The following is a 22,534-nucleotide window of genomic DNA, read 5'->3' on the forward strand; positions in this document are numbered from 1 at the left end:
TCAAAAGAACAATAATGAGGAGATTCCTATGGTTTTTATTACCGCTATACACTTTGTAATAACAATTGTTTTAATTTTAGGCGGGGCAATATTCTATAACACCTCACTGGATCCGAGTAATTATGTTTACTTTACTTCACTCTTATCTGTCCTTCTGTTTATATGGCAATTGTGGTCTTGGAGAATGGTAACAAAAGTGATATTTAGTCCGTATCCATTGTTTTTATTATCGTCTATGTTATTTAATTCAGGCCAAGCATTCTTGATCACATTCGGAATACAAGACACGTATTTCGACGGAACTTTTAGCAATGATTTAATTGTGAAGACTCTATTTCTTGTAATCCTATGCCATTCTTTTCTACATTTAGGCGCTTTAATTGCATGGAATAAAAAGAAAGTTGATAAGACTTTAGTAAAGAAGGAATACGATGATAAGCATTATAAGGCAGTTAGTACGATAGGATGGGCTTTATTAGCGGTTTCAATTATTCCAACAATAATAAAATTTAAAAATTCAATCGTCACCGTGCTGAATTCGGGATATATGGGTGTTTTTCAAAAGGAAGCATCCGTTGGGTTAGATAATTCATCACAACTACTTGCAACATTCGTTGTGCCGGCTGTTTTATTTTTGATCGCTGGTAGCAATCGGGGATCTAAAAAACTGAATATATTTTTAGCAGTGGTTACAATTTCACTTTACTCTTTGGCAGGTTTCTTCGTAGGTACAAGATCTGGCCCAATATTACCACTGTTGGCTTTCGCATGGGTTTGGCACACATGTGTAAAACCTATTTCAAAAACTGTACTAACGACATTTGGATCAACATTCTTGTTTCTTGTATTCCCAATTGTTGGTTTATTGAGAAATAGTTCAGGTGGTGAAAGGTTCTCATTATCTGCGATATCAGACGCGTACTTCTCGATTGATAATCCAGTTGTATCCATTTTTCATGAAATGGGTAATTCAATGAATACAGTTGTATATACGTTGACTATTATCCCCGCAAATAGGTCTTATGATTTAGGAGCAAGTTACTTGTACGCTCTAACAACAGCAATGCCGAATCTATTTTGGGATATCCATCCTGCTGTTGCTCATGGAAAATTTGCTAATTGGCTAATTTGGCAGGTCGATCCCTTTATAGCTAATCTGGGGGGAGGAATTGGGTATTCTTATATCGCAGAAGCTTATGCAAACTTTGGTTACTTAATTGCTCCAATTTCTTTATTTGTATTTGGATTTGTGCTTGTTAAATTTTTCTTATGGGCTGAACGAAATGGTGATCCAGCGAAAATTGCAATGGTTGCAACATTCCTTGCCTTCCTACTTTTTATTGCGAGGGACGAGTCAGCAACAATTGTGAGACCTTTGTTGTGGTACGCAGCAATTCCTTATTTCGGTACAACAATTATAAAAGGATCATTCAAAAAGTCGTCAAAAGTATCATCGAGAAGATTAAATGAATCACTATGGAACAAGGAACTCGTCGAATAGACGGGTTCTTTTGCATTTAACTAACGAAGAGTTATTCAATTTTGAACAATCGGACTATTATACGCAATAAACGTGGATAGAAAGGAGGTGCCAGCCTATGGCGAAAAGCACGTTCTTCATTACTCCGTTCCAAGCCGCATCAACGAAAAAATACGCTACAAAAGACTACGACGTAGGGGCTCGCATATTCACGACAATCCGGACGGATATGGGCGATTATCTTCCATCGTATTATCGCGACTCCAAGACGGTCGATAATCTGCTTAACGCTAAGTCAGCGGAAATAACGAAATTAAACGCGGATATCTACGATGTTCTCGCGCAGTTTTTCGTTGATACCGCTACGTGGGGCCTCGCGAACTGGGAACGCATCTGCGGAATCGCGACGGATGACTCGAAGCCGATCGATCAGCGGCGCTCCGTACTGAAGTCGAAGCTGCGCGGAGTAGGCACGGTGACCACCGCCCTGATTAAGAGCGTGGCGGAATCGTTTGACAACGGGGAAGTCGCTGTCATTGAAAACAACGCTACCTATACCGTAGACATTAAATTTGTAAGCACGCGCGGCGTTCCCGCCAATGTGCCCGATATCCAAAATGCGTTACGCGAGATTATTCCGGCTCACTTAGCGATAAACTTCGTGTTTACGTACATGACGTGGAGCGCGCTTGATGCGAATGCTTTTACGTGGGGCTCTCTTGATACACATAATTACACGTGGACTCAATTTGAGTCATTATAAGAACGGAGGGGTTCGTCATAGCTACGACAACACCGAAATTAGGCTTACCGCGTCCGACGAGTTCGGATAACGTAACGCTCGCGAATCAGCAGGCGTTAATTGACGCAATAGATAACGGGGCGGCTAAGATTGCTCATACGCACGACGGAACGGCCGGCAACGGGTCGAAAATAGCGGCAGCAAATATTACGATTGTTGACGCAGGTAATAACCTTACAGCGACTGACGTCGAGGGCGCTTTAACGGAGCTTTTTACAAATGTCAGTAACGGTAAAACAGCGGTCGCTTCCGCTATTACTGGCAAGGGCGTAGCAGCCTCAGGGAGCGACACATTTACGCAATTAAGCACAAAAATTAGCGCGATTAGTACAGGAACTGGTAACGCCTTTGTCGCGGATGTTCTCGCAGGTAAGACGTTCACGAACGGCTCCAGCGCGGGACTCACTGGGACGATGCCGAATAATGGCGCAGTAACGATTACGCCGAGCACATCGAGTCAGGCAATCGCGGCCGGATATCATAACGGGAGCGGTTCGGTACCTGCGGTAGTAGTGCCAGCGGCGAACGTATTGACCGGAACAACAATCGCGGGAACAGCCGGTACGATGGCGAACAGGGGAGCGGTGTCCATTACGCCAGGGACGTCGTCACAGACGATTTTAGCGGGTTACCATAACGGAAGTGGGACAGTAGCAGGTGACGCAAACCTAGTCAGCAATAACATTCTGAACGGCCTTAGTATTTTCGGAGTTACCGGGAATGTATTACCGATGAAATCAGCTAAAGTTACCGGCATTGGAACAATAACCGGATTGACGTTTACGCCTGTTATTGCTATCGTCTCATTTTCTGGAACTCCTACCGGGCAGAGTAATGCGGCTAACGTGGTTTTTGCGTGGACTTCTGATACAACGAAATACATCTCTAAGACTGGGGTTAACTTTATCTATGGTTCATCTCCTGCTTCTTACAGTGTGGACTTGAATGTTACATCTGTTGTGTATGGGGGATGTACTATCGGAATTTCGGCAACTAACGGTGTAACAATGCCCGCCTCAGCTTCATCATCCTACACAACTCTATTGATTGGTAATTAAAGGAGGTTGGATCTTAAATGAAGATAGGCAAAAAAATATATTATGACATTCAAACGGGTAACGTGTTAGTCATTACAAATGAAATGACAGGCGATGTGGTAGTCACAACAAAAGAGCAGGACATAAACTCTTTTATAGAGCTTTTAGGCAGAGGACCTGATTCCGTCGGATGCGTTCAATTGGAATATGGACAGTACGCGGATAAATTTATGCAATACGATCTGCGAGTCGACCCGGGAACGGAGAGCTTAGTTTGGACACCGCGAAGTGACGGAACGATTGAGGACGTCAAAGCACAGAAAATTAAACAACTAAATGAGTTCTGCAACGCAGCAATTCTCGCAGGCTTCACGTCTGATGCGATTGGTACCGCTAACGCGTACGACTTCGACTACGACGCTCAAATCAATCTCGGCGGTATGCTTAACGCAATCACAGCAGGAATCGTAACGGGTGATATTGTATGGAAGGCGTCAGGAATTCCGCAGGTGCATACGGTCGCTCAGTTTAAAGCGGTATTCGGCGCAGGATTAGCCTTTAAAAACGCGATGATCGGTCACTATTGGACGCTAAAAGCCGCTGTCAATGGCGCCACGTCAGCGGAGGAAATCGAGGCGATTACGTGGAACCTTGCGATGTAATATTCGTTAAGCGCCGCAAACGACCGTCGATATTCGGCCGACTCGTTCAGTGGGTGACGGGCTCACCGTACTCACACGTTGCCTATTACGTTGATGGGACGCTTCTCTTCGAGGCTAACGCGAATAGGACGGCGGGCTTCGCAGACTTAGCGGACCTCGTTGAATACGATGTAAAACGGCTCGCCTTTCCGTTAGAAACAAGGCGCGCGATACTTAACCGAATACTGGCGACCGAAGGGGCTCGTTATGGGTGGGGCGAAATTGCCGCGCTTTTTTTGCGCCTAAAATTCGGTATCAATCTCTACTACGACGATCGGCAACGCTATATCTGCTCGGAAGAACTCATTGCGGCAACATACGAAGAGACCGGCATTCGCATCGTAGATCAAACAACATTCGACGTAAGTCCTGCGGATTTATGGCGGTCGACCTATTTAATTGATTTACGGGGAGGATAACGATGAAAGTTACGGTATTTAATAGCGCAATCGGCGGCTTAGGGGCGTTCGCAAGTTACGCGTTTGGCGGGTGGTCGGAGTTAATGTCGTTCTTTTTACTCGCGATTACGATCGATATTGTGACCGGCGTAATGGCGTCTGTAAAAGAAGGTAGCGGAGTTTCTAGCGCGGTCGGATTCGCTGGCCTCGGCAAAAAAGTGTTCATGTTAATCGCGATTTTACTCGCGCATAGAGTTGACGTCCTCATGGGGACGAATTTCGTAATGGACGGCGCCATCTACTGTTATCTCGCGAACGAACTCGTTTCTATAACGGAGAATTACGGACGGATGGGGCTACCGCTACCGGACGCACTCAAACGTGTAATCTCCGTACTTAAGGATCGTAGCAAGGACGACGGAGGTGCTGCGTAATGGCAAAAGGATTCGATTGCGCTACGCCACTTAACACGACAACGGCAGCATCCTTCAAATCTAACGGATACGAATTCGCGTGCCGTTATTTAGTTCCGGCCACTAGTGCTTGGAAGGCGTTAACGAAAACGGAGGCTGACATAATTCAAGCGGTCGGCATGAAGATCGTATCCGTATTTGAAACGACAGCTGATCGCGCACTAGGCGGTAGGGCGGCCGGTCTGATCGACGGTGCTATCGCGTCACAGTGCGCCGTAGACGTGGGGCAACCAGAAGGGTCAACGATATATTTCGCGGTCGATTTCGAGCCTACGCCGGCCCAAATGAGTACAATAATCGCGTACATTAGAGGTGCGAACGATGCCTCCCCGAATTACTCTACGGGAGTATACGGATCTTACGATGTTGTAATCGCGGTTAAAGCGGCGGGGGCAGCGAGCAAACTATGGCAGACATACGCGTGGAGTCGCGGAAAGCTCGCGGATTGCCAAATATTCCAGTATCAAAACGGTGACCAATACGATGAAAATAGATCGTTCGGACTCGAAGGATGGTGGGGAGCGGAGGCTCTTACGCCGCCTAAGCCCGCAGCTCAAACGTTACTCGATCCTGGCGTCGCGCTCACCGTGATTAATACGTGGATGGTGCCGTCATATTACGAGATAATAGATCAAGGTCAACGCGATTATATCCACTGGCTAGCCAACGAGCTTAGAAAAGCGGCGGGGCTTCCAGTTGAATAATAAAAAAACAATTATAAAGGGGAAATCATCCAATGAAAACAATCGCAAAATTTATGTCCGTCGCTTCCTTCTCACTAGCATTCGTGTTCTTCGCTACATTTAAAGCAGGTATCGGCGAGATTGACGCGCCAAAAGACTTCCGTAAGTAACAAAAAACAGCGCCATCTTATCGCTTAATCGCGGTAGGGTGGCGCCTTTTTTGCGTTTATGGCTTCCAACAATCCGCCGTAGCTTCGCCGAGATTATACCAACGGCCTTGACGAAATTGATATCGCTCAAGTACTTCCTTCGAAATAATATTCGCAGTATCCCCTTCGACCGGATCCGGTACGTCCTCCCAGCTAAAGTAAGTACTCCGCTTTTTATAATAAGCATCCGCAAAGAACCGCTGCCACACAATCTTATGCCACGGAAGCTTCTGGAACACTTCTTCCGGTGTTACGTTCTTTCCGTATCTATCGTTAATATACTGCGCGACATACGTCGTCGTTTCTGTTTGCATTGTTCCGTACATGGTGGCGCGATGACCTCCCTATGCGAATATTCGTTCCCTTCACCTTCATTATACGGGAAATTTTCGCGAAAATCGAGTGTACACGCATTATTCCGGTAGGGTCACGCATAAGCTGTGAGTATAACGCTCACGGCGTCCTAGCCGACGTTTAACCGTAATAAATAGCTAGTCTATACGCCAAAAATGCGAAGCGCGAACGGAGGGTACGACCTCTCGTAGCGCTTTTTCTATTTTCATCGCGTTTATATATGTCGGTGCCCGATCGTCCTCTACCGCAAGCTGGCTGATGACCGCTTTACTTAATCCGGTCTTCTCAACTAACCACTGCTGCTTTATTCCTCGCTTATCTAGCCAATCTCCAAATTTACTGCGCGGTCTTCCTAAGCCCAATCCATACGAACTCTTTCCAGTTGCCATAAGAAACATCCACCTTTGAATCGTTTTACTTCAGTTATGTCCTAGTTTTCAGATTTTCAAACTTTTGTTCAGATTATTGGAAACACGGACAAACGGAGACGCATATTGTAAGACATAAGTAAAACACGGGCGGATGCCTAGCACGTCTACGTTTTACACACAGCACACAAGGAGGCTCACAACATGAGCGAAAAAGAAATTCTTAAGGAAATGCTAGCCGCCTACGCAATGGGATCTGATATCTATCTAACTGGCGATGGTCACGAATGGCTTTCATCTCGTTACTTAATGGAAATGGCGGAGGAGGACCCCGAAGAAGATGGATCTGCGGCAGTGTAGGTTTTATGTGCGCCTGAACATACCATCGGGCGTGCAATAAAGCTTACAAGAGCTTTAATACATCAAGGGAGTGCATCATTATGGCGACATTTATCGGTACAGTATTCGGAATCTTTATCGGATTGACGGAAGGACTCGAAGACGCCGGAGTTAGTTCAGGAGAGTTGGTTAAAACCGAGGTTATCACGTGGAAAGAGTTTTTCGCGAAAGAAGGTGATAGCACGAATGAGTAACGTAATTGGATTGGATATCGGACGCAATGGCGTGAAGGTATGCGCAGAATCTCGCTTATTCACTTTTCCTTCGATCGTCGGCGAATGGAACGAACGGAAGCTAAATAATTTCGACTACGGTAACAGCGGATTTGAGATCGAAGTAGACGGCGTTAAAAAGTTTATCGGTGCTTTAGCGGAAAACGAATCAGATAACTGGCGCTACATGTTAATCGACGATAAGGTGACGGAGGACGCACGGCTGCTCGCATTAACCGCAATTCACCAATCCGGTTTTCAAGACGTTACTGTGGTTACGGGCTTACCCGTCGAACAACACATTGAAGACGTTAAGCAGGCATTCCGACGTTTGTTAATGGGACCACGAGCCGGATTATGGGACGTTACGATTAACGGTCAAAGACGAATCATCAAGATTCACGAACTCAAAGTAGCGGTAGAAGGCGGAGCTGCCTTTTGGTCAGCGCCACAAGACGGCCTAGTCCGATTAATTGACGCGGGAAGTAAGACGGTGAACTACGTAACAATGAAGGATCGCCGTTACATTTATCGCGATTCCGGCACACTGCCTTTCGGATTTAACACGAAGCGCAAAGGTAAGGAGATTAACGTACAGGATTTCGCGACTCAGATTGCGGGCGAACTCGGCGCTATTAAGTGGGGCTCGACCGATACCGTTCTCGTCGGCGGTGGTCGTGCGCAAGAACTGGCGGATAATCTACGGCAATACTTTCCGCTAGCAGTTCCGTTACCGAACGCCGTTTACGCTAACGCGATCGGATATTATCGCGCAGGGAGGGCTACGACATGAATGACGGTTACATTCGTAAGTCGATCATCTTCAATATGGACGACGCACACCAACGTAAACTATACGAATGGTGCGCTGAGCAAAGCGGTAATTTTAGCGGTTTCGTAAAAGACATCTTACTCGTACACAAAAGTGGCGCTCGTCTTAACGGTAGCTCATTTGTTGCACCGGAACCTATTGCGCCAGTCATTGTCGATAGCGAAGCTGGAATCGGTGATATTTTCGGAGGGATGACGTTATGACGCGCACGATGTCTATACCCGATTTCGTCCGCAATGGTTGGCGTGAAGAAACGGCAATTAACGCATTTCTAGCGCATCTCGAGCGCAACAAAATTAAGTATCGCGTAATAGGGACAGCGATCATCTTGTTTCTGGGAATAACAGACGCAGCCTTCGCGTCAACTGGCATTGATGTCGGCGCAAAGAAGCTGTATGTACGATTAATTGGCGTCGGCAAATGGGTGATCATTGTAAAAGGCGGTATCGATATCATTAAAGCCGTAGCGGAGGGCGATTTCCAGGCGGGCAAGAAGAACTTCCTCGGCTACGTTCTCACATACGCGATATTATGGGCGCTGCCATGGGCGTTCGATGAGGTTGAGAAACTATTTTCGGAGATGGAGGCGTCGGCGCAATGAGTACGGCAACACTTTCGTTTAACTTAGCGCCACGCATAACCGCACCCTTCGGCTCCATAGATTCGGTCCATAAAACGCCTCATACCGGTATTGATTACGCCATGCCGATCGGAAGCAAAGTTTATGCGCCGGAAGGAGGCATCGTATCGCGCGTCGTTGACTACGGTGATGCTTCGTTAGGCAAAGCGGTATTCGTCAAAACACGCGCAGGTTACCAGTATATATTTGGACACCTGTCGGATAACACGATTGTACACGAAGGGGATCGCGTCCATGCCGGCGACCTTATCGCATTGTCGGGATCGACCGGCTTTTCTACGGGGCCGCATCTTCATCTCGGACTCATCAACAAGGCGGGCGCATTCGTAGATCCTGCGGAAGCAGTACCGAAGGCTGGCGGACACCTCGGAATACTCGGTAAAGTGCTCGAAAAATCGTATGACCAGGCGAAGGATAACGTTCAGGAACACGCGAGATCCGTTGCGTACGATACGATGATCGGATTCATCAAAGGCGTGGGCGACTTGCTACTCGACTTATCGTATTCAATCGCGTTAATTGGCGGAGGCATGTGTATTATCCTTCACGTAGCAGGCTGGGAAAAGGGCGCTCGCTGGGCGGGCATTTTAACGGTAGCTTACATCTTCATCAAGTATTTGGCAACGTAAAGGAAGGAGGAGGATTGCAGTGAAAATTAGCTTAAACGGAGGTTCCTTGGGATACGGTTCAGACCCCAACACCTAAAGTAGACTTTCAAGGGTTAACGTCATCTTATGCCGATTGTTTTAGCTCTAACGCAGTAGAAGGGGTTAGAGCATTCGTAGACCACGCCGACAGCGCTATATACTGGGTTATGGATAAGACTCCCGTAACAGAACATGCCTATCGCGCTGCATGTTGGGGAGTAGAGATTTTTATGTCTCTGGTAGGTCCGTAATGATCATTGTGCGCGGAGGGAGCGTGATTACTATGTTTATAACTGGGCTGACTGCCGCCGCTGCGCTGTTCTTGAAATTCGGACCGTACATCGTCGGTATCAAAGTGTGTACATCCGCGATTGACGTCGCGACAACTTACGTAAAGAATCGCATTACAACACCAAAGGAGTGATTGCCGTGAAAAAACAATTAAAAGTTTCCTGCTCTCGGTGTGGGGCTACTATTTCAAGTGGGCTCTCTTGCCCGAACGGATGCACAAACAGATGACGCAAGAACAGAAAGGGTGAGCGTTATGAAAGCGAAAATTGTTACTACGGATTTGTTCCCGCGGATATTGAGCTATTACACGGAGGATGGCGTAGCGGAAATCGAGGAGGCCGCAGTCATTATCGAAAAAATGGCGGAATCACTGTCCGCAGCCGAGCTCCTGAAATTCGTCGCATTCATTAATGGCGGAAACTTCGACCTGATTTACGATATGTTCCGGTACATCCAGGAGAATAAATCAGATAACTAAACGAGGAGGAGTTCAAATGGTTGTTAAAATCAATGGAAAAGAAGTATCGCGTACTGGTATCATCGTAAAAAAGACAGCTGATGTTTTGGATGATGTCGCTAGTTTCTTGGCTGAGTCATTTAACGGCATTATTGAGTTAGTTATAAAAATCGGATTGCTGGTTTTCTTATTCCCTTACATTTCAAAATTCTTTTTCATATTATTTGAAACATTGAAGGCGTCAGGTCTATGATTCAAGCCATTTCCTTACGTGAAGCTATCCGCATCGTCCGCCCTGAGTACGTATTCTTACGATTGAAACCGAATAACTCTATCCGCAATGAATCGACCCACAAGCTGGCGCGGACGATCGCATCGCTTCATAAGAACGTATTAGAATCCGTAAAACGCGACGAAATCCGTGTACTGAACGTACTAGGTAAGAAGCTATTCATTCCAACGAAAATAACGTATGAGGCTCCGTCAAAAGTCGCGTATTTCATCTATATCGAAAAGAAACGCGTAGAATTTTACTTCATCATTCCGCGTACTTACTTATCCGTTATCAAAGAGAAGATGACCGACGTATGGAGTTCGTTAACCGTCGATGAGGTATCGGAGCTCCCGCAATTTGACCGCGACGCAACAAAATATCAGCTTACGTATACGAAGGAGGATGCGCTCAGTCTCGCAGTCGACCGCCGAAATAGCGACTTACTTTACTCGACGCTTAACGTTATTGACGTATTAGAGGAAGGCGATCGCGTCGGCGTCTACTATAATTTCGTGCCGACATCGCAGTTTACTTGGCGCAGCTCTTACCGCGCGACACTTGATAAGGTCCGCAATAACAAGCCGGTTGATCGCGATAAAACAGGCGCGACTTACCTCGCTAAATTGGCGATTGGACTCCTCGTCAACGCGGCGAACTCCGTGGCGGAGACGTTAGGAAGCGGAGATAAGAAGAAGGAGGGCGCTAACCTTTTCGAAGAAGCGCTCGAACGGATGAACGGAGGTAAACGTGTTAGCGAGAGCACGCATAGCAAGGCGACCGCGTCGATTGTTAACACGCAGATACTCGTTATGAGCCGCAGTTCTGACGCGTTAAGACAGCGAAATAACGCGCGCAGCTTGGCGCAAGCCTTTGATACGGTTACGGAGGATAACGCGCTGAAACACCGCAATTTTAAGGGAAATATACGCTATACGGATTATACAATACGAGGCGCGTCCGTAAATAAGATGGGAGACGAAGAGTGTCAGAGTTTCCTTGCGTTAGCCGGACGCGAAGTGCTTGAACGTTATAACTTTATTGATCGCGTAGAAACGCAGGAGACGGAGGTACCGGACGATTTACAAGAAGGCGTTATGTGCATCGGAACAAATCGTTATCGCGGAAAAGATACGCCGGCCTACTTAAGTAATGACCGTGAATTCCGCAATTTACTTACGCTGCTTATCGGACCAACACGTGCGGGTAAATCGAACCTTATCGCGAATCTTACGGTCGATGCGATCCAGGCGGGAGAGTGCGTTATCATCTTCGATTTTATCGAAAACTGCGAACTCAGCGATGAGATTGCGAAATTATTTCCGCGCGATAAGGTGCTCGAAATCCGCTGCGACGATTACGATAAGATGCAGGGTCTCGGCTATAACGAGGTTGGCCGTACAGATGACGTATTTAAGGCGTACGTTAACGCAAAAGATCAGACTTCGAATATGCTGGCGCTAATCAATTCGATTAATACGGAGCAAAGTCCGCTGAGCGCGAAGATGGAGCGTTATTTAGAAAGCGCTGGCCTTATCGTATTTATCAGCCACGGAAGCATAAAGGACGTATTCAGTGTGCTACAGAATCATAAAGTACGCGCGGAGTTCCTCGCTAAAGTTCCACGTAGGCAATACGCAAATCTCGAAGAAGACTATATGGATGGCCTGCGTGAACTCGACGATCACGATAACAAAACCGGCGCGGTAATTGGAACGAAGCACACGTTAATTGCCGGCATCATCGATCGCCTTAACGCGCTTAAACGTAATCCGTATATGGAGCTCATGTTGAAGAAGCCCACGACTAATAACGTCAATTTGACGGAGGAGATGCAGAAAGCGCAGCTGATTACGATTAAGATGCCGCAGGTTATGTTTACGACGCCAGGAGAGAAGGACGTATGCACAACGTATTGGATTTCGAAGATATGGCTCGCGTTACAGGTTCGCGCCGATAAGATACGCGATAAGGCGGCTCGTACGAAGGTAAACCTCGTCATCGACGAGATATATCAGGTGGAGAATACGGAGCGATTCCTGACCGCGAAATTATCGCAAATGGCGAAGTTTATATGTAAGCCGATCGTAAGCTGCCACTATATTAATCAGCTCCGCTATATGCGCGATGAATTACGAAGCGCAAACACGTCGTATATGTTAATCGCGGGCTGCGACAAGAAAAATTATGACGAGTTAAAGAGCGAGCTTTATCCGTTTAACGAGGAGGATCTCCGCAAATTGCAGCGCTATCACAGTATGAATTACGTGAAGAGCGTGGAAGGCTACGCACGATTTATAACGAAGCTGCCGGGTAAAGTGGAGAGACGTATTAAAACGGCTGAAACTTAGGTCTAGGCATGCACGTACTAAACGTTATACAATGTCGGTAATATATGGAAAAGGCGGATGGATACTTGGATGAATATTAAGTATATCGCAGTAATTATAATAGCGGCCGTGATCGGATTAGCCGGATGTGGCGCGACTCAATCGACGTCAACTTCGACTACCGAGTTCACTTCAATTAAAAAGAACTACGAATCGAAAACAGGTGCGCAGCAAGACGAACTTTGGAAAACGCTAAAAGGCACGGAAGTACAATGGAGCGGAGATGTTTACGATGTGTTCGTAGATGCGGCCGATAAGAAAACGAAGATAGTCGTTGTACAAATCGGAACCGACTTCGTAAAGTTTACATTGCCAGAGACGGAAGATATCGCGAGTTTGAGTAAAGGTAAAAAGATAACGTTGAAAGGTGTTCTCGCAGAACCAGGTAGCTCATTAAAATCGTGGGGCGTAGCGAATGCGTCGATCGTTAAATAAAAAAGAAGCGTTAGTCGCGCGGACTGATTTCCGTAGGACTAACGCTTCTTTTATTCGCGTTTACGTATACGTGTACATCAACGTTTACGTTTACGTAGATATTGTTCGAGCGCTTCGTTAAATATGCGCGCCTTTTCTCCGCGTTCGCCGATCGTTTCCTTTTCGATCTGCTCAACGAGATCCTTACGGATCCAAACGGTCTGACGCGTATGATTGTCTTCAAACTTCGGGCGGCGTTCTTTAGCCGGCTCAGCGGGTGGTTCGTTTACATCTACGTTTACGTTTACATCATCGTTTACGTTTACGTATACGGCTATATCCGGCTCTGGCGCGGTGACTTGCGGCGGTACAGTAGCGTTTTCTTTGCGATCGTCTTCGATAATACTCGAATCGATAAGCTGCGCATGAACACTATTTGCGCCAAGCTGTTTTACCTTCTGCTTAATTGAATCCATAGTATTAGGCTTCGGTTTAGACACGCTCAATCAACTCCTCTACAAATTCACGGTATTGAGCGACCGCCTGTTTAAGTTCCGGATTATCAACGAAACCGTTAATAGATAAGCGTCCGGTAGCAGCTGTGCGTGTGATCACGGTTTTAAAACACAATTCCGCGTATTCTTCCTCTACTAGTTCGATCAGAGCTTTATTATCCGTACGTCGCACGTCGATCATACAGCGCAGAATTCCCGCAACCTGCATCTCGCGATTAACGAGATTTTGTATGTGAACGCACGTCTCAAGAAACCGGCTAAGCGCGGAATAGCAGAATTTACTCGCTTCGAACATCGCGACAACGATATCGGCAGCGGCCAGCGCATTCAGCGTTTGTTCACCAAGTGCTGGTGGCGTATCAATGATTATGTAATCGTAATCGTCAAGAACCGGTTCAAGCGTTTCCATTAATACGAGCGATTTATTACCTTTATACGCGTTGCTCGGCGAATATAGCCAAGACGCGAAACGTGCGATATGGTCCTCGGCCGGTAAAATATGTAGGTTATCGTTAATTGCGTGTATGTATGGGCGTGCGTCTTGCTCTTGTAGCGCTTCGAAAATCGTACGCTTATGGAAATCGTAGATATCGCGTTGTGTTAATAACTCCGTGAGGTTTCCTTGCGAATCCATATCTACCGCAAGAACGCGGTGATTTTCGCTAAGAAGATGCGCTACGATTCCGGATGTTGTCGTCTTAGAACTTCCGCCTTTTTGGATGCCGAATGTTATAATCTTTGCCATGAATAGAAAACCTCCGTTTTAGTTTACGTATACGTATACATCGCTCTATTCCTATATAGTACAAGCTTTTCGCGAAACTTACAATATCTGTTTACGTAGACGTATACGTTTACATCAACAAATACGTAAACATCAACGTTTACGTATACGTTTACGTAGATATTGAACAAACCTCTTGCAAAATCTATCGAAGCATGGCAATATTATCTGTGTATAAAGGGGAAGAAAAATTTTACTTATCCACAATCGTGTACTTTTACATAATTCCATCTGCATGTTATCCACAAAATAAAATAAAAAAAGAAGCACTCACACACTATTTCATTAAATGTAAACCGGCGACCAACCGCATTTAATGAAACCCCTGGAGAGAGCTACTTCTTTTTTCGAAAAAGTTTATGTCTTTATTTTACTTAACCTTTTCGAAAAATGCAAGTGCTAACTCCTGCTTAAGTGTTGCCATTTTTATGAATGGCGTGCTAAAAAGAAGGAGTTTTTTCGTTATGTCCACTAATTTATCCGCAATCACCTCCGTATTTGAGCTCGCGGATTTAGATCCGTACGAGCGTGTTGTCCTCATCTATTTCCGTACATTATCCACTGAACACACTACCGTATTCCCATCCTACGAAACGATCGCGCTGAAGTGCGGCATGGTTCGCCGTACCGCTATTAACGTTGTCAAACGACTAATTGAACGTGGCCTAGTAACGAAGGAGGCGCGTTTTAAAGACGTGAAGCAAACGTCCAATGTATACGAAGCTGCGTCTTCAAATTCACCAGTATCGGACAAGCCGGCGCTCTCAAATTCACCCTATAAAGAAAGTTCTTTTAAATCTAAACAAGAAGAAGAATATATAAATATACTTACGCATGAGGATCCGCCATATCTTCCATTCGAAAACGAAGTAAAACGTAATAAGATCACGTCCGAAATCCGCAAGGCAATCCTCACACATATGACCGCAGCTGGCGCTGATATCTGGCATTATAGCGCAGAGGCTATTCGTCGCGCATTCAAAAAGGCGATTCTACGTATTAAACTCGGCAGCGGCCTCTATAATCCAGCGAAATGGATCGCGTCGGCTATCCGCAATGAGCAGATGAATCTCGATATCGAAATGGCGTAGTTTTAAATTAATTTCGCGTAAACTGTACGGAAATTCTCCGACCGGCGTCGTAGTGAGTGTAAGACGAAAATGACCGGTAAGGAGGTCCGCAATATGAAAATCATCGATTTCGCAACGTGCCCGCCACGCATATTCCTCGAACTCGCCGAGCTATCCCGCGGTAACGAACGTGTGCGCCGCGTTTGGCTGCGTAGATATCTGAGTTTTACCGTATAAGCGAATATGGACGTTTGTAGTTTACGCATGGAAAAATGTGACTTCAACGTACGCAACAATCCCCACATTAACGATTCCACTCGCGAAAATACCGCCTTAACGTTTGCCCGTGATTTTAGCGTCAAATTAGCGCCTTAAACCGCTCGGACGATAAAATGTTCCAACTCGCTGCCAAAACGGCTAATTTCGCGTAAATTCCACGGTAAAATCAAGGCGAGGAGTCGGCGGCAAAGGTGGCGGCTGCGAAAATGGGGGCCCGTGCTGTCCGTTTGGTTGGGTTTTCTTACGAAACCCTTTGCGCGGTAAGATATTATGTTTAACCGATACGATATGAACGTAGTGAATATTGTTATATTTAGATCTTAAGATCTTTTATATATCTTTAAGATCTTTATATACGTTTTTATAACGTTCTTACTACGTTATCTCTTACGTAAGCTCAACGCTAAGTTATCGGAGGACTACCGTAAGCCCATCCGCAGCCATTCCGCACATGGATAAATGTGATATCGGCATTTACCGCGTGCTAGCGATATGGACAAATGTAGTTTAATACGAAAGGGGAACGTAAAATGTTCGGAATATTTAAGGATATCGTAAGTGAATCAGTTAAAACGCTCAAGACGATCGATGACGCAACAACATCCGTTTACAAATCCGGCAAAGAAATCGCGGACGAAATGGGCGTAGGACCGGAAAGCGCACGTGATAGTATCGAAGCTATCGCGGAATTATTCGGAGGAGGTAAACGTAAATGACGCAAACTAACGCTAAGCAAACGAAATCAATCCGACTCACGCACGACTTCCGCCTAACAACGGATGGCGACCGCAACTTCATCCTCGAACGCCGCCACACGGTCAAACCGCTCGTTAATCCGCCAGAAGACTACGTATATGTTCCGCGCGATGAATGGCGCCAGGCGGGCTTCTACTCGTTCACAATCGCGGGGCTTGAAGCGCTGATCCATACGGTGGCGGTCCGGTCGGCGTGGGGTGCGTCGGAGGAAATGGCGGGCTATATTTACGCGATCATAGAGGAACGCAATCGACTGACGGAATTAACTGCGGGCATGAGGGAGGCGGTAGCGTAATGGGCGAAATCAAACGCGTAACATTGCCGAGTAAGGTTGCGGATGCAATCGAGTATTTGCGTAAAGAAGCCTCCGTTTGGGACGACGCGATTATCGGAAACTGTTTCAATGGAGCATATTTTACGTCAACGTGCCCGAAACGAAAGCTGCTCGCAAACTATGCGGTAGGTAACCCAACGATAACCGTGAGCGCAATAATCAACGGCTACGATCGAGAGATGACGTCGGAACAGCGAGCCCACGATGCTATCCGTAAGAAGTACCAGTATTATCGCGGTAACAGTGCGTATGGGCAAGCGTTTGCTGACGGGATGAAGCTCGCGATAGAAACTCTCGGAATCAAAATCGAAGGGGTGACCGTGTGATTTACGGTTACTCGCACATAACTATGCACATATCCACATATCCAGAGCCCCTACTGCTATTACTGATCAAAATATTATAGTATAAATGAGAAGAGGTGAACGCCGATGCCACGCGAAAAAATCAACACGGCTGACTGGCGAAATCTACCGTACGATAAATGGAACACGCGAACAGTACACGCTTACTTCGCCGACCAGAATCGCGAGCTGTACGGAGTCGAGCAGTATGTACCGATGCGGAATTGGGCGTTTGAGCAGGGCATGATTAAACGTAATTTAACGCAATATAACGCAGAAGTCATGCGCGAGGTATTCGATGAGTCATTCCGCGAGTATCGGCCGACGCGAGAGTATCCGCAGCTTACGGCAGGCTTCGTTCTATCTTACATGGCGAGCCGGATATTACCGAAGATACTGTGTGCGAGAACGGACGCGGAGCGGAATGTAGTTACGAACGAAGGGAAATCAGCGGACGAGGTGACCGCGTGGTTATAAACGCAGAGAAAGCACGGTACGAGGCGGAACATCGAAACCGCGGCATATTCAGCAGTTCGGGAATCCGTCAACTCTTCGCGCTTATAATCTAGTTTATGCGGGATTGCGAGATAATAGAACAAAAAGCGGCCCCAGTTGCACTACGGACTCGCGGAAACCGTAGTTCTGGCGCGGTATTTAACTATACCTCGATGTAACGAGGAAACGCGCAAAGACTAAACGTATTATTATCGAAGTGAGAGAGAAGAACGTGCTATTATCGAAATGAGAGAGGACGTGACCGCGAATGCTCGATAAACTACTCGGATTAACTGCGCAAACCGATCGTATGTCTGAAGCGTTAATGTGGAGGTGGGCGGAAGTTCATCCCGTGCTCTTCACGATCATCAAAGTAGCGGACTATCCGTGGATTATTTTCGGGGCAGTGTTCATCGGATATCACGCGATTAAGCGGATGGTTCGTCGGTAGCAAAGAAGTATAAATAAATTAGCAATATATTAGCAGTTAAGGTTATAACGCAATAGTCAAGTCCCGTGTTAACATCAGTGAAGTGGGGGAGAAGTGAGGATGTATATTGATGATTGCTCAAGTTGCTGATACGCTATAAATATAACGAAATCAAGAAACGCCGTAAACGCGAGATAACGCTAGCATTCAGAAGAAAATTTCGCAGATCGTCGCACCTAAAATCGCTGAATTTGGCGATCGCTTATTTTCGTAATTAAGACGTATAATCGAAACCGAGGCAGTGTAAAAGTGATGGCGGGTACCCAAACTGTTTCACTCATTTGAAAGTTATTATAGTTCATGAGATGATAATTTCAAGGAGATGAATTCAAATGGGTAGCGACAAAAGGTTTCGCGAGAAACAAGTTAAGATCAGGCTTTCTGACGAGGAATACGCTGGGATAAAAAGAAAAGCCGATATCATGAACACCTCAGTTCCAGCTCTATTCAGAAAAATTACACTTGAAAGTAAAGTGGTGGGTCCTGCATTCACTTCTGAGGAAGTCGAACAGTTAAAGGATGACTTTGATCGGATACGCCAAAGAATAACAGTCTCATATAGTGCGGCGGCCAATAACAGCAAGAATACAATTAACTTTGAGGAAGCAAGGGAGCTGCTAGTGGAACTGAAGGGAATTATTAACGAGTTGGTAAATTCAGAGCGAATATTAATAACGTAGAAGGCGGTGATCAAACGTTGTCCCACGCTCACAAATGCATTCTACGCGAACCATGCACGTACGCCAATACGGAGTCATGTAACGCAATGTGCGGACCTTACGTCGCAAACCACGGTCACTCTGGCAAAGGAGGTCGCGTAGCAGCCGCAGGACTTCCGTCAGACTACCGACTACTCACGCTGAAGGAAGCGCCGAGCCGAGACGCACTCGTTCGTATAGGCAGCGACACGATGGCACTCGGTACATTTATAGGCCAGTATGCGGAAACATTTACACGACAATTTGATGACGGCGCCAAACGTATCAAATCGTTGTATCTGTATAGTGAATCGCCAGGCACCGGTAAGACGACGACGGCGGCAGCTCTCCTCAACGAATATCTCATCGTAAATTACATCGGATCTCTCAGGCGCAATAGGCAAGCGTCGGACAGACCAGCGTACTTTCTCGATGTAAACGAATGGCAGACGGACTTCAACGGATTCAACCGCCCGCGAGTACCGGAAGAAGTTGCAGCGCCGGCAGCCGCACGTTATTACGAAAAGCAGCGTATCAGTATGAGCGTTCCCTTTCTCGTAATGGATGACGTAGGTGTACGCGATGCTAGCGAAGCATATCGCGCAGACTTACACGCAATTATTAACGCAAGGACGACGGGAGGACTCCCCACCGTATATACGTCGAATCTTCCGATGGCTGAATTGGTGCGGTTATATGACGCGCGCCTCGCCGATCGTGTGCGAGATATGGCGGTTGAGATATCGTTCCAGGGCGTTAGTAATCGCGGAATGAGAAAGTGAGAGAACGCGAGGAAATGAGAGAACGTACGTTTTATTTCCCAATATTATTTCCCGGAATCAAGGACTAGTTAGTACAAATAGCACAAAAGAATCTAAATTATTATAAATGTTACAACTAGAACGGATTAGTTAGGAAACGGTATGTGATTATTAAGATTACATCAAATTGCGGAATTCGACCGAATATGGCGTTTTACAGGTCATACGTCGCTCGTCATATAATTGGAGGTGTAGAGAGCGCATGGCAAATTACGGCGAACAGCTCATAAGTAAAATCGTCGACGAGAACGATGTTGGCGCAATAATCCGTTATTCAATCACCGAATCCGATTTCGCAACGGAATGCGAACAGAAGGCGTACAGATATGTCCGTTCGTATGCGGATGCGAACAAAGGTAACGCGCCTTCCTACGCCACGATCGTCGGTGAAATTGACGGATTTACGTACATACCCGCCGTGACCGATTCCTTCGATTTCCTTGCAAAACGGCTTAAAGACGGGGCCGGACGGCGCCAATTCGCGGAGTGGTTTGAGTCCGGAGAGATATCGCAAAAGTTTACCGAATTAAGTGCGGAAGACTTCGGAAATTACTTGCGTGAGGGTTCTGTTCGTATTACAATGGGAACAACCGTTCGTATTTTAGTTGGGAAAACGCTGGAAACTCTCCGCCATGACTTTCGCGAGGAGTATGAGAAACGGAAGGACGGCCGCTCATTTAAGCTGTGGAAGACGCCATTTGAGTCGCTAAACATGGAGATTGGCGGTCTGTATTCCGGTGATATATACGGAGTCATGGCGGAGTCAGGGCGCGGCAAATCGTACCTTATCGCGTGTCTAGTAGACGAGCTTCTCCGTCAGGGAGCGAAGGTTCTCGTTAAGTCATACGAACTCAAAGCGTACCTGTGGTTATCGCGTCTTCTCTCAATAATAACGGCACGCGAAGGTGCGGTGGATCACCATGAGCTGGCGCAGAAAGTCGGCGTTCCGAATAAGGCGATCCTAAGCGGACAGCTCGACGGCGAGATCGAGGAGTACTTCCTCCGGATGGTTGACGCGTTAAACGAGTATTATCCAGGCGCGCTTTACCTTCAGGCGAAGGGTGACCGTGACTTAACGCGAACACTGGCGGACCTAGACCGTGAGCTTCAGCAAAATCCGGAGATTGACGTATGTGTCGTTGATCCATTTTACGGACTTGCGGATATCTACGGCACTAACGCGAACAAGACGGCGGGCGGTGCTGCCGAACAAGCTGCGCGTAGATTTGAACAGATTATCGGAGCGAACGATGTGGTCGGCATATTCGCGATACAAGCGAGCTCAACGGAGAAGTCCGAATCGGACGACGATGGGCGGCGCGAGCTTAAGCTACCGAGACGCGACCAGGTGAAGACGACGAAGGCCGTTCTCGAAATCGCGACTAACTTATTCGCGTTCGATGCCGTCGATGGCAACGGTAGAATCGGCGTAGAGAAGGGACGCAATGGCGGAGAGGGCTTCGCGATCGACTTGCTGGCGCTCATGGATTACGGGGTTTTACGGGAGTTGCCGAAAGGTGCGGAAGTGGCTGCGCAATTCTCTACCAATTTCTAGATTGACATCAAGCATGGTGAGGTGTTAGATTCTAGATATAGATTACTAGATCTAAATTCTAATAGATTCGAGAGTGGATAAGATGTCGCATGCATTAACGCCGGATTTTATAAGAGAAAAGGCTCTGAAAATAGTAGCTGATCATCCGGCGGGTATCCGGCAGTCTGATCTGTTTAAGGTAACAGAAAGAGAATTATCAGACTTCGCTGTTGAAGAACACACTGTAAGGAACGCCTTGTGGAACTTAGATGTTAAATTTCCGAAATTAGTTATTAAGAAAAAGCTATCGCAGAGAAATGTTTTCATCTTCCCTTCGAATGATTTATTACATGAAACCGAGTCTGCTACTTCTACTGACTCTAAATCTAAACCGACAGATACGAAAGATTTCATAGCTTCTCTTAAATCTTCCGAAGAAAACAGCCGAGTAAAATACACATTACTCTCTTATAAACTGATGGATATCGTAAGATACGTAGAGCTCAGTGAGATAGAAGATCACATATCTGATATCAAAAAGGGTGATGTTTTGTTTATGTCAATGCAGGAAATCGAGATCATCCACACATTAAAATCAGCTTTAGAACAACTACGAAAATGCAGAAACATAATTGCACATAAGCGAATTGTTTCAGAAGAATAATTGGCGTGTTTCCTACCAAGAAACAAATTTGTGTTGACGTAGGAAACAAGCTGGTTTAATATGACATTACGAGCTATTGGAAAAAGGTGGTTAAGTTATGGGAGATAGTGTTTTAGCGGAATATATACGAACGGCTAGGGAGACTAAAAAGCTCACGTTACGGGATCTTTCCGAAATGTCAGGCGTAAGCTACTCTCAGTTAAGTAAGATTGAGCGCGGACTCGCTAAACCCTCTGAGGAGTCACTTGAGAAAATAGCCTACGCCTTACAAACGGACAAGAACGAGCTATTCCTACTCGCGGGATACGTTAATAAGGACATACAAGAGGATATCATCAGAGAGCTAGCAACGCAGAAAACTATAGTAAAGAGAAGCCCATCAATGGCTGCAATTACAGGTATCGGAGTTGTTGCAGGTGCTTTTTTCGGCGGAGCAGGCATACTAGGGGGAGTTGCGGGTGCAATCATCGGGGCTGCGGGTGGCAAAGTAGCAACCAAACTCATAAATGAACAATTTCCCACTGGCGAGAGTGATAACGAATTGAGAGTAGGAATTATGAAGTTACTCGACCACTACAAGCCTGGTTTATCTCAAGAAGAAATAGAAGGTGCTTCTAAGGAGATGGCTGCCGCCTATCATTTGTACATGAAACGCCGCAGTAAAAATTTTCCCGAATAACCGGAGGTGACCG

Annotated in this window: 33 protein-coding genes; 29 read left to right on the forward strand and 4 right to left on the reverse strand. The window is 46.4% G+C overall.

What is annotated here, in order from left to right; translation table 11 throughout:
• Positions 1–28 precede the first annotated feature (28 nt).
• From wzy to AC58QG_RS34530, 7 genes are all read left to right on the forward strand, one after another.
• The gene (gene wzy, locus AC58QG_RS34500) at positions 29–1,501 is read left to right on the forward strand and encodes an O-antigen polysaccharide polymerase Wzy (RefSeq protein ID WP_497366532.1); all 1,473 of its coding nucleotides are present in this window, start codon (positions 29–31) and stop codon (positions 1,499–1,501) included.
• Between the two features lie 97 nt (positions 1,502–1,598).
• Positions 1,599–2,243, forward strand: a complete 645-nt coding sequence (locus AC58QG_RS34505) for a YmfQ family protein (protein ID WP_497366533.1) — start codon at positions 1,599–1,601, stop codon at positions 2,241–2,243.
• A gap of 452 nt (positions 2,244–2,695) precedes the next feature.
• Positions 2,696–3,340: a hypothetical protein gene (locus AC58QG_RS34510; protein ID WP_497366534.1), complete on the forward strand. Its 645-nt coding sequence runs from the start codon at positions 2,696–2,698 to the stop codon at positions 3,338–3,340.
• A 17-nt stretch (positions 3,341–3,357) separates the two neighbouring features.
• Positions 3,358–3,981, forward strand: a complete 624-nt coding sequence (locus AC58QG_RS34515; RefSeq protein ID WP_497366535.1) for a DUF4376 domain-containing protein — start codon at positions 3,358–3,360, stop codon at positions 3,979–3,981.
• Positions 3,963–4,439: a hypothetical protein gene (locus AC58QG_RS34520; RefSeq protein WP_497366536.1), complete on the forward strand. Its 477-nt coding sequence runs from the start codon at positions 3,963–3,965 to the stop codon at positions 4,437–4,439. Before AC58QG_RS34515 ends, AC58QG_RS34520 begins: the two co-directional genes overlap by 19 nt.
• 2 nt (positions 4,440–4,441) lie before the next feature.
• Complete coding sequence (locus AC58QG_RS34525; protein WP_497366537.1) at positions 4,442–4,852, forward strand: phage holin family protein; 411 nt, start codon at positions 4,442–4,444, stop codon at positions 4,850–4,852.
• A complete protein-coding gene (locus AC58QG_RS34530) occupies positions 4,852–5,595 on the forward strand; it encodes a DUF1906 domain-containing protein (protein WP_497366538.1) in 744 nt (247 codons plus the stop codon). Before AC58QG_RS34525 ends, AC58QG_RS34530 begins: the two co-directional genes overlap by 1 nt.
• Before the next feature lie 205 nt (positions 5,596–5,800).
• Here the strand turns inward: AC58QG_RS34530 and AC58QG_RS34535 are convergent, their stop codons facing one another.
• Together AC58QG_RS34535 and AC58QG_RS34540 are read right to left on the reverse strand one after the other, a co-directional pair.
• The gene (locus AC58QG_RS34535; protein ID WP_497366539.1) at positions 5,801–6,109 is read right to left on the reverse strand and encodes a hypothetical protein; all 309 of its coding nucleotides are present in this window, start codon (positions 6,107–6,109) and stop codon (positions 5,801–5,803) included.
• Between the two features lie 165 nt (positions 6,110–6,274).
• Complete coding sequence (locus AC58QG_RS34540; RefSeq protein WP_497366540.1) at positions 6,275–6,526, reverse strand: helix-turn-helix domain-containing protein; 252 nt, start codon at positions 6,524–6,526, stop codon at positions 6,275–6,277.
• Between the two features lie 183 nt (positions 6,527–6,709).
• On the opposite strand from AC58QG_RS34540, the gene AC58QG_RS34545 reads away from it, so the two are divergent.
• The 11 genes from AC58QG_RS34545 (at position 6,710) to AC58QG_RS34595 (ending at position 13,079) form a co-directional block, all read left to right on the forward strand.
• On the forward strand, positions 6,710–6,865 hold the full coding sequence (locus tag AC58QG_RS34545) for a hypothetical protein (RefSeq protein ID WP_497366541.1): 156 nt from the start codon (positions 6,710–6,712) through the stop codon (positions 6,863–6,865).
• An 80-nt stretch (positions 6,866–6,945) separates the two neighbouring features.
• Positions 6,946–7,098 carry a hypothetical protein gene (locus tag AC58QG_RS34550; protein ID WP_497366542.1) on the forward strand — a complete coding sequence of 51 codons (153 nt, stop codon included), beginning with the start codon at positions 6,946–6,948 and terminating at the stop codon, positions 7,096–7,098.
• A complete protein-coding gene (locus tag AC58QG_RS34555) occupies positions 7,091–7,909 on the forward strand; it encodes a ParM/StbA family protein (protein WP_497366543.1) in 819 nt (272 codons plus the stop codon). Before AC58QG_RS34550 ends, AC58QG_RS34555 begins: the two co-directional genes overlap by 8 nt.
• Positions 7,906–8,151 carry a hypothetical protein gene (locus AC58QG_RS34560; RefSeq protein ID WP_497366544.1) on the forward strand — a complete coding sequence of 82 codons (246 nt, stop codon included), beginning with the start codon at positions 7,906–7,908 and terminating at the stop codon, positions 8,149–8,151. Before AC58QG_RS34555 ends, AC58QG_RS34560 begins: the two co-directional genes overlap by 4 nt.
• Positions 8,148–8,549 carry a hypothetical protein gene (locus AC58QG_RS34565; protein WP_497366545.1) on the forward strand — a complete coding sequence of 134 codons (402 nt, stop codon included), beginning with the start codon at positions 8,148–8,150 and terminating at the stop codon, positions 8,547–8,549. Before AC58QG_RS34560 ends, AC58QG_RS34565 begins: the two co-directional genes overlap by 4 nt.
• Positions 8,546–9,217: a M23 family metallopeptidase gene (locus AC58QG_RS34570; protein WP_497366546.1), complete on the forward strand. Its 672-nt coding sequence runs from the start codon at positions 8,546–8,548 to the stop codon at positions 9,215–9,217. The genes AC58QG_RS34565 and AC58QG_RS34570 overlap by 4 nt, the downstream gene beginning before the upstream one ends.
• A 301-nt stretch (positions 9,218–9,518) precedes the next feature.
• Positions 9,519–9,659: a hypothetical protein gene (locus AC58QG_RS34575; RefSeq protein ID WP_497366547.1), complete on the forward strand. Its 141-nt coding sequence runs from the start codon at positions 9,519–9,521 to the stop codon at positions 9,657–9,659.
• A 120-nt stretch (positions 9,660–9,779) separates the two neighbouring features.
• Positions 9,780–10,004 carry a hypothetical protein gene (locus tag AC58QG_RS34580; protein WP_497366548.1) on the forward strand — a complete coding sequence of 75 codons (225 nt, stop codon included), beginning with the start codon at positions 9,780–9,782 and terminating at the stop codon, positions 10,002–10,004.
• 16 nt (positions 10,005–10,020) lie between these two features.
• Complete coding sequence (locus AC58QG_RS34585) at positions 10,021–10,236, forward strand: hypothetical protein (RefSeq protein ID WP_497366549.1); 216 nt, start codon at positions 10,021–10,023, stop codon at positions 10,234–10,236.
• On the forward strand, positions 10,233–12,605 hold the full coding sequence (locus AC58QG_RS34590; protein WP_497366550.1) for a type IV secretory system conjugative DNA transfer family protein: 2,373 nt from the start codon (positions 10,233–10,235) through the stop codon (positions 12,603–12,605). Before AC58QG_RS34585 ends, AC58QG_RS34590 begins: the two co-directional genes overlap by 4 nt.
• A 69-nt stretch (positions 12,606–12,674) precedes the next feature.
• Positions 12,675–13,079 (forward strand): hypothetical protein, encoded by a 405-nt coding sequence (locus AC58QG_RS34595; RefSeq protein ID WP_497366551.1) that lies wholly within the window; start codon positions 12,675–12,677, stop codon positions 13,077–13,079.
• A 77-nt stretch (positions 13,080–13,156) separates the two neighbouring features.
• On the opposite strand, the gene AC58QG_RS34600 is transcribed toward AC58QG_RS34595, so the two are convergent.
• Together AC58QG_RS34600 and AC58QG_RS34605 are read right to left on the reverse strand one after the other, a co-directional pair.
• Entirely contained in the window at positions 13,157–13,558 is a 402-nt protein-coding gene (locus tag AC58QG_RS34600) for a hypothetical protein (protein ID WP_497366552.1), read from the reverse strand.
• Entirely contained in the window at positions 13,551–14,318 is a 768-nt protein-coding gene (locus AC58QG_RS34605; RefSeq protein WP_497366553.1) for a ParA family protein, read from the reverse strand. The genes AC58QG_RS34600 and AC58QG_RS34605 overlap by 8 nt, the downstream gene beginning before the upstream one ends.
• A 503-nt stretch (positions 14,319–14,821) precedes the next feature.
• Here AC58QG_RS34605 and AC58QG_RS34610 point away from each other — a divergent pair.
• The 11 genes from AC58QG_RS34610 (at position 14,822) to AC58QG_RS34660 (ending at position 22,521) form a co-directional block, all read left to right on the forward strand.
• Complete coding sequence (locus AC58QG_RS34610) at positions 14,822–15,448, forward strand: helix-turn-helix domain-containing protein (RefSeq protein ID WP_497366554.1); 627 nt, start codon at positions 14,822–14,824, stop codon at positions 15,446–15,448.
• Between the two features lie 788 nt (positions 15,449–16,236).
• Positions 16,237–16,422 (forward strand): hypothetical protein, encoded by a 186-nt coding sequence (locus tag AC58QG_RS34615; protein WP_497366555.1) that lies wholly within the window; start codon positions 16,237–16,239, stop codon positions 16,420–16,422.
• Positions 16,419–16,757 carry a hypothetical protein gene (locus AC58QG_RS34620; RefSeq protein WP_497366556.1) on the forward strand — a complete coding sequence of 113 codons (339 nt, stop codon included), beginning with the start codon at positions 16,419–16,421 and terminating at the stop codon, positions 16,755–16,757. Before AC58QG_RS34615 ends, AC58QG_RS34620 begins: the two co-directional genes overlap by 4 nt.
• Entirely contained in the window at positions 16,757–17,122 is a 366-nt protein-coding gene (locus AC58QG_RS34625) for a hypothetical protein (protein WP_497366557.1), read from the forward strand. Before AC58QG_RS34620 ends, AC58QG_RS34625 begins: the two co-directional genes overlap by 1 nt.
• Before the next feature lie 105 nt (positions 17,123–17,227).
• Positions 17,228–17,617 (forward strand): hypothetical protein, encoded by a 390-nt coding sequence (locus AC58QG_RS34630; protein ID WP_497366558.1) that lies wholly within the window; start codon positions 17,228–17,230, stop codon positions 17,615–17,617.
• Between the two features lie 286 nt (positions 17,618–17,903).
• Complete coding sequence (locus AC58QG_RS34635) at positions 17,904–18,086, forward strand: hypothetical protein (RefSeq protein WP_497366559.1); 183 nt, start codon at positions 17,904–17,906, stop codon at positions 18,084–18,086.
• A 371-nt stretch (positions 18,087–18,457) separates the two neighbouring features.
• Positions 18,458–18,805: a plasmid mobilization protein gene (locus tag AC58QG_RS34640; protein WP_497366560.1), complete on the forward strand. Its 348-nt coding sequence runs from the start codon at positions 18,458–18,460 to the stop codon at positions 18,803–18,805.
• 86 nt (positions 18,806–18,891) lie between these two features.
• On the forward strand, positions 18,892–19,605 hold the full coding sequence (locus AC58QG_RS34645) for a P-loop NTPase family protein (RefSeq protein ID WP_497366561.1): 714 nt from the start codon (positions 18,892–18,894) through the stop codon (positions 19,603–19,605).
• 241 nt (positions 19,606–19,846) lie between these two features.
• The gene (locus tag AC58QG_RS34650) at positions 19,847–21,199 is read left to right on the forward strand and encodes an AAA family ATPase (RefSeq protein ID WP_497366562.1); all 1,353 of its coding nucleotides are present in this window, start codon (positions 19,847–19,849) and stop codon (positions 21,197–21,199) included.
• 82 nt (positions 21,200–21,281) lie between these two features.
• Positions 21,282–21,842 (forward strand): hypothetical protein, encoded by a 561-nt coding sequence (locus AC58QG_RS34655; RefSeq protein WP_497366563.1) that lies wholly within the window; start codon positions 21,282–21,284, stop codon positions 21,840–21,842.
• A 97-nt stretch (positions 21,843–21,939) separates the two neighbouring features.
• Positions 21,940–22,521 carry a helix-turn-helix domain-containing protein gene (locus AC58QG_RS34660; protein ID WP_497366564.1) on the forward strand — a complete coding sequence of 194 codons (582 nt, stop codon included), beginning with the start codon at positions 21,940–21,942 and terminating at the stop codon, positions 22,519–22,521.
• Positions 22,522–22,534 lie beyond the last annotated feature (13 nt).

This window comes from Paenibacillus sp. J22P169, from assembly GCF_059691995.1.

Coding starts and splice junctions, on each gene's coding strand:
- AC58QG_RS34570 (WP_497366546.1), top strand. CDS start 8,546: ATGAGTACGGCAACACTTTCGTTTAACTTAGCGCCACGCATAACCGCA.
- AC58QG_RS34590 (WP_497366550.1), top strand. CDS start 10,233: ATGATTCAAGCCATTTCCTTACGTGAAGCTATCCGCATCGTCCGCCCT.
- AC58QG_RS34560 (WP_497366544.1), top strand. CDS start 7,906: ATGAATGACGGTTACATTCGTAAGTCGATCATCTTCAATATGGACGAC.
- AC58QG_RS34545 (WP_497366541.1), top strand. CDS start 6,710: ATGAGCGAAAAAGAAATTCTTAAGGAAATGCTAGCCGCCTACGCAATG.
- AC58QG_RS34575 (WP_497366547.1), top strand. CDS start 9,519: ATGTTTATAACTGGGCTGACTGCCGCCGCTGCGCTGTTCTTGAAATTC.
- AC58QG_RS34565 (WP_497366545.1), top strand. CDS start 8,148: ATGACGCGCACGATGTCTATACCCGATTTCGTCCGCAATGGTTGGCGT.
- AC58QG_RS34540 (WP_497366540.1), bottom strand. CDS start 6,526: ATGGCAACTGGAAAGAGTTCGTATGGATTGGGCTTAGGAAGACCGCGC.
- AC58QG_RS34515 (WP_497366535.1), top strand. CDS start 3,358: ATGAAGATAGGCAAAAAAATATATTATGACATTCAAACGGGTAACGTG.
- AC58QG_RS34640 (WP_497366560.1), top strand. CDS start 18,458: ATGGGTAGCGACAAAAGGTTTCGCGAGAAACAAGTTAAGATCAGGCTT.
- AC58QG_RS34595 (WP_497366551.1), top strand. CDS start 12,675: ATGAATATTAAGTATATCGCAGTAATTATAATAGCGGCCGTGATCGGA.
- AC58QG_RS34535 (WP_497366539.1), bottom strand. CDS start 6,109: ATGTACGGAACAATGCAAACAGAAACGACGACGTATGTCGCGCAGTAT.
- AC58QG_RS34580 (WP_497366548.1), top strand. CDS start 9,780: ATGAAAGCGAAAATTGTTACTACGGATTTGTTCCCGCGGATATTGAGC.
- AC58QG_RS34585 (WP_497366549.1), top strand. CDS start 10,021: ATGGTTGTTAAAATCAATGGAAAAGAAGTATCGCGTACTGGTATCATC.
- AC58QG_RS34625 (WP_497366557.1), top strand. CDS start 16,757: ATGGGCGAAATCAAACGCGTAACATTGCCGAGTAAGGTTGCGGATGCA.
- AC58QG_RS34645 (WP_497366561.1), top strand. CDS start 18,892: ATGTGCGGACCTTACGTCGCAAACCACGGTCACTCTGGCAAAGGAGGT.
- AC58QG_RS34505 (WP_497366533.1), top strand. CDS start 1,599: ATGGCGAAAAGCACGTTCTTCATTACTCCGTTCCAAGCCGCATCAACG.
- AC58QG_RS34650 (WP_497366562.1), top strand. CDS start 19,847: ATGGCAAATTACGGCGAACAGCTCATAAGTAAAATCGTCGACGAGAAC.
- AC58QG_RS34630 (WP_497366558.1), top strand. CDS start 17,228: ATGCCACGCGAAAAAATCAACACGGCTGACTGGCGAAATCTACCGTAC.
- wzy (WP_497366532.1), top strand. CDS start 29: ATGGTTTTTATTACCGCTATACACTTTGTAATAACAATTGTTTTAATT.
- AC58QG_RS34530 (WP_497366538.1), top strand. CDS start 4,852: ATGGCAAAAGGATTCGATTGCGCTACGCCACTTAACACGACAACGGCA.
- AC58QG_RS34615 (WP_497366555.1), top strand. CDS start 16,237: ATGTTCGGAATATTTAAGGATATCGTAAGTGAATCAGTTAAAACGCTC.
- AC58QG_RS34660 (WP_497366564.1), top strand. CDS start 21,940: ATGGGAGATAGTGTTTTAGCGGAATATATACGAACGGCTAGGGAGACT.
- AC58QG_RS34605 (WP_497366553.1), bottom strand. CDS start 14,318: ATGGCAAAGATTATAACATTCGGCATCCAAAAAGGCGGAAGTTCTAAG.
- AC58QG_RS34525 (WP_497366537.1), top strand. CDS start 4,442: ATGAAAGTTACGGTATTTAATAGCGCAATCGGCGGCTTAGGGGCGTTC.
- AC58QG_RS34655 (WP_497366563.1), top strand. CDS start 21,282: ATGTCGCATGCATTAACGCCGGATTTTATAAGAGAAAAGGCTCTGAAA.
- AC58QG_RS34635 (WP_497366559.1), top strand. CDS start 17,904: ATGCTCGATAAACTACTCGGATTAACTGCGCAAACCGATCGTATGTCT.
- AC58QG_RS34510 (WP_497366534.1), top strand. CDS start 2,696: ATGCCGAATAATGGCGCAGTAACGATTACGCCGAGCACATCGAGTCAG.
- AC58QG_RS34620 (WP_497366556.1), top strand. CDS start 16,419: ATGACGCAAACTAACGCTAAGCAAACGAAATCAATCCGACTCACGCAC.
- AC58QG_RS34550 (WP_497366542.1), top strand. CDS start 6,946: ATGGCGACATTTATCGGTACAGTATTCGGAATCTTTATCGGATTGACG.
- AC58QG_RS34610 (WP_497366554.1), top strand. CDS start 14,822: ATGTCCACTAATTTATCCGCAATCACCTCCGTATTTGAGCTCGCGGAT.
- AC58QG_RS34555 (WP_497366543.1), top strand. CDS start 7,091: ATGAGTAACGTAATTGGATTGGATATCGGACGCAATGGCGTGAAGGTA.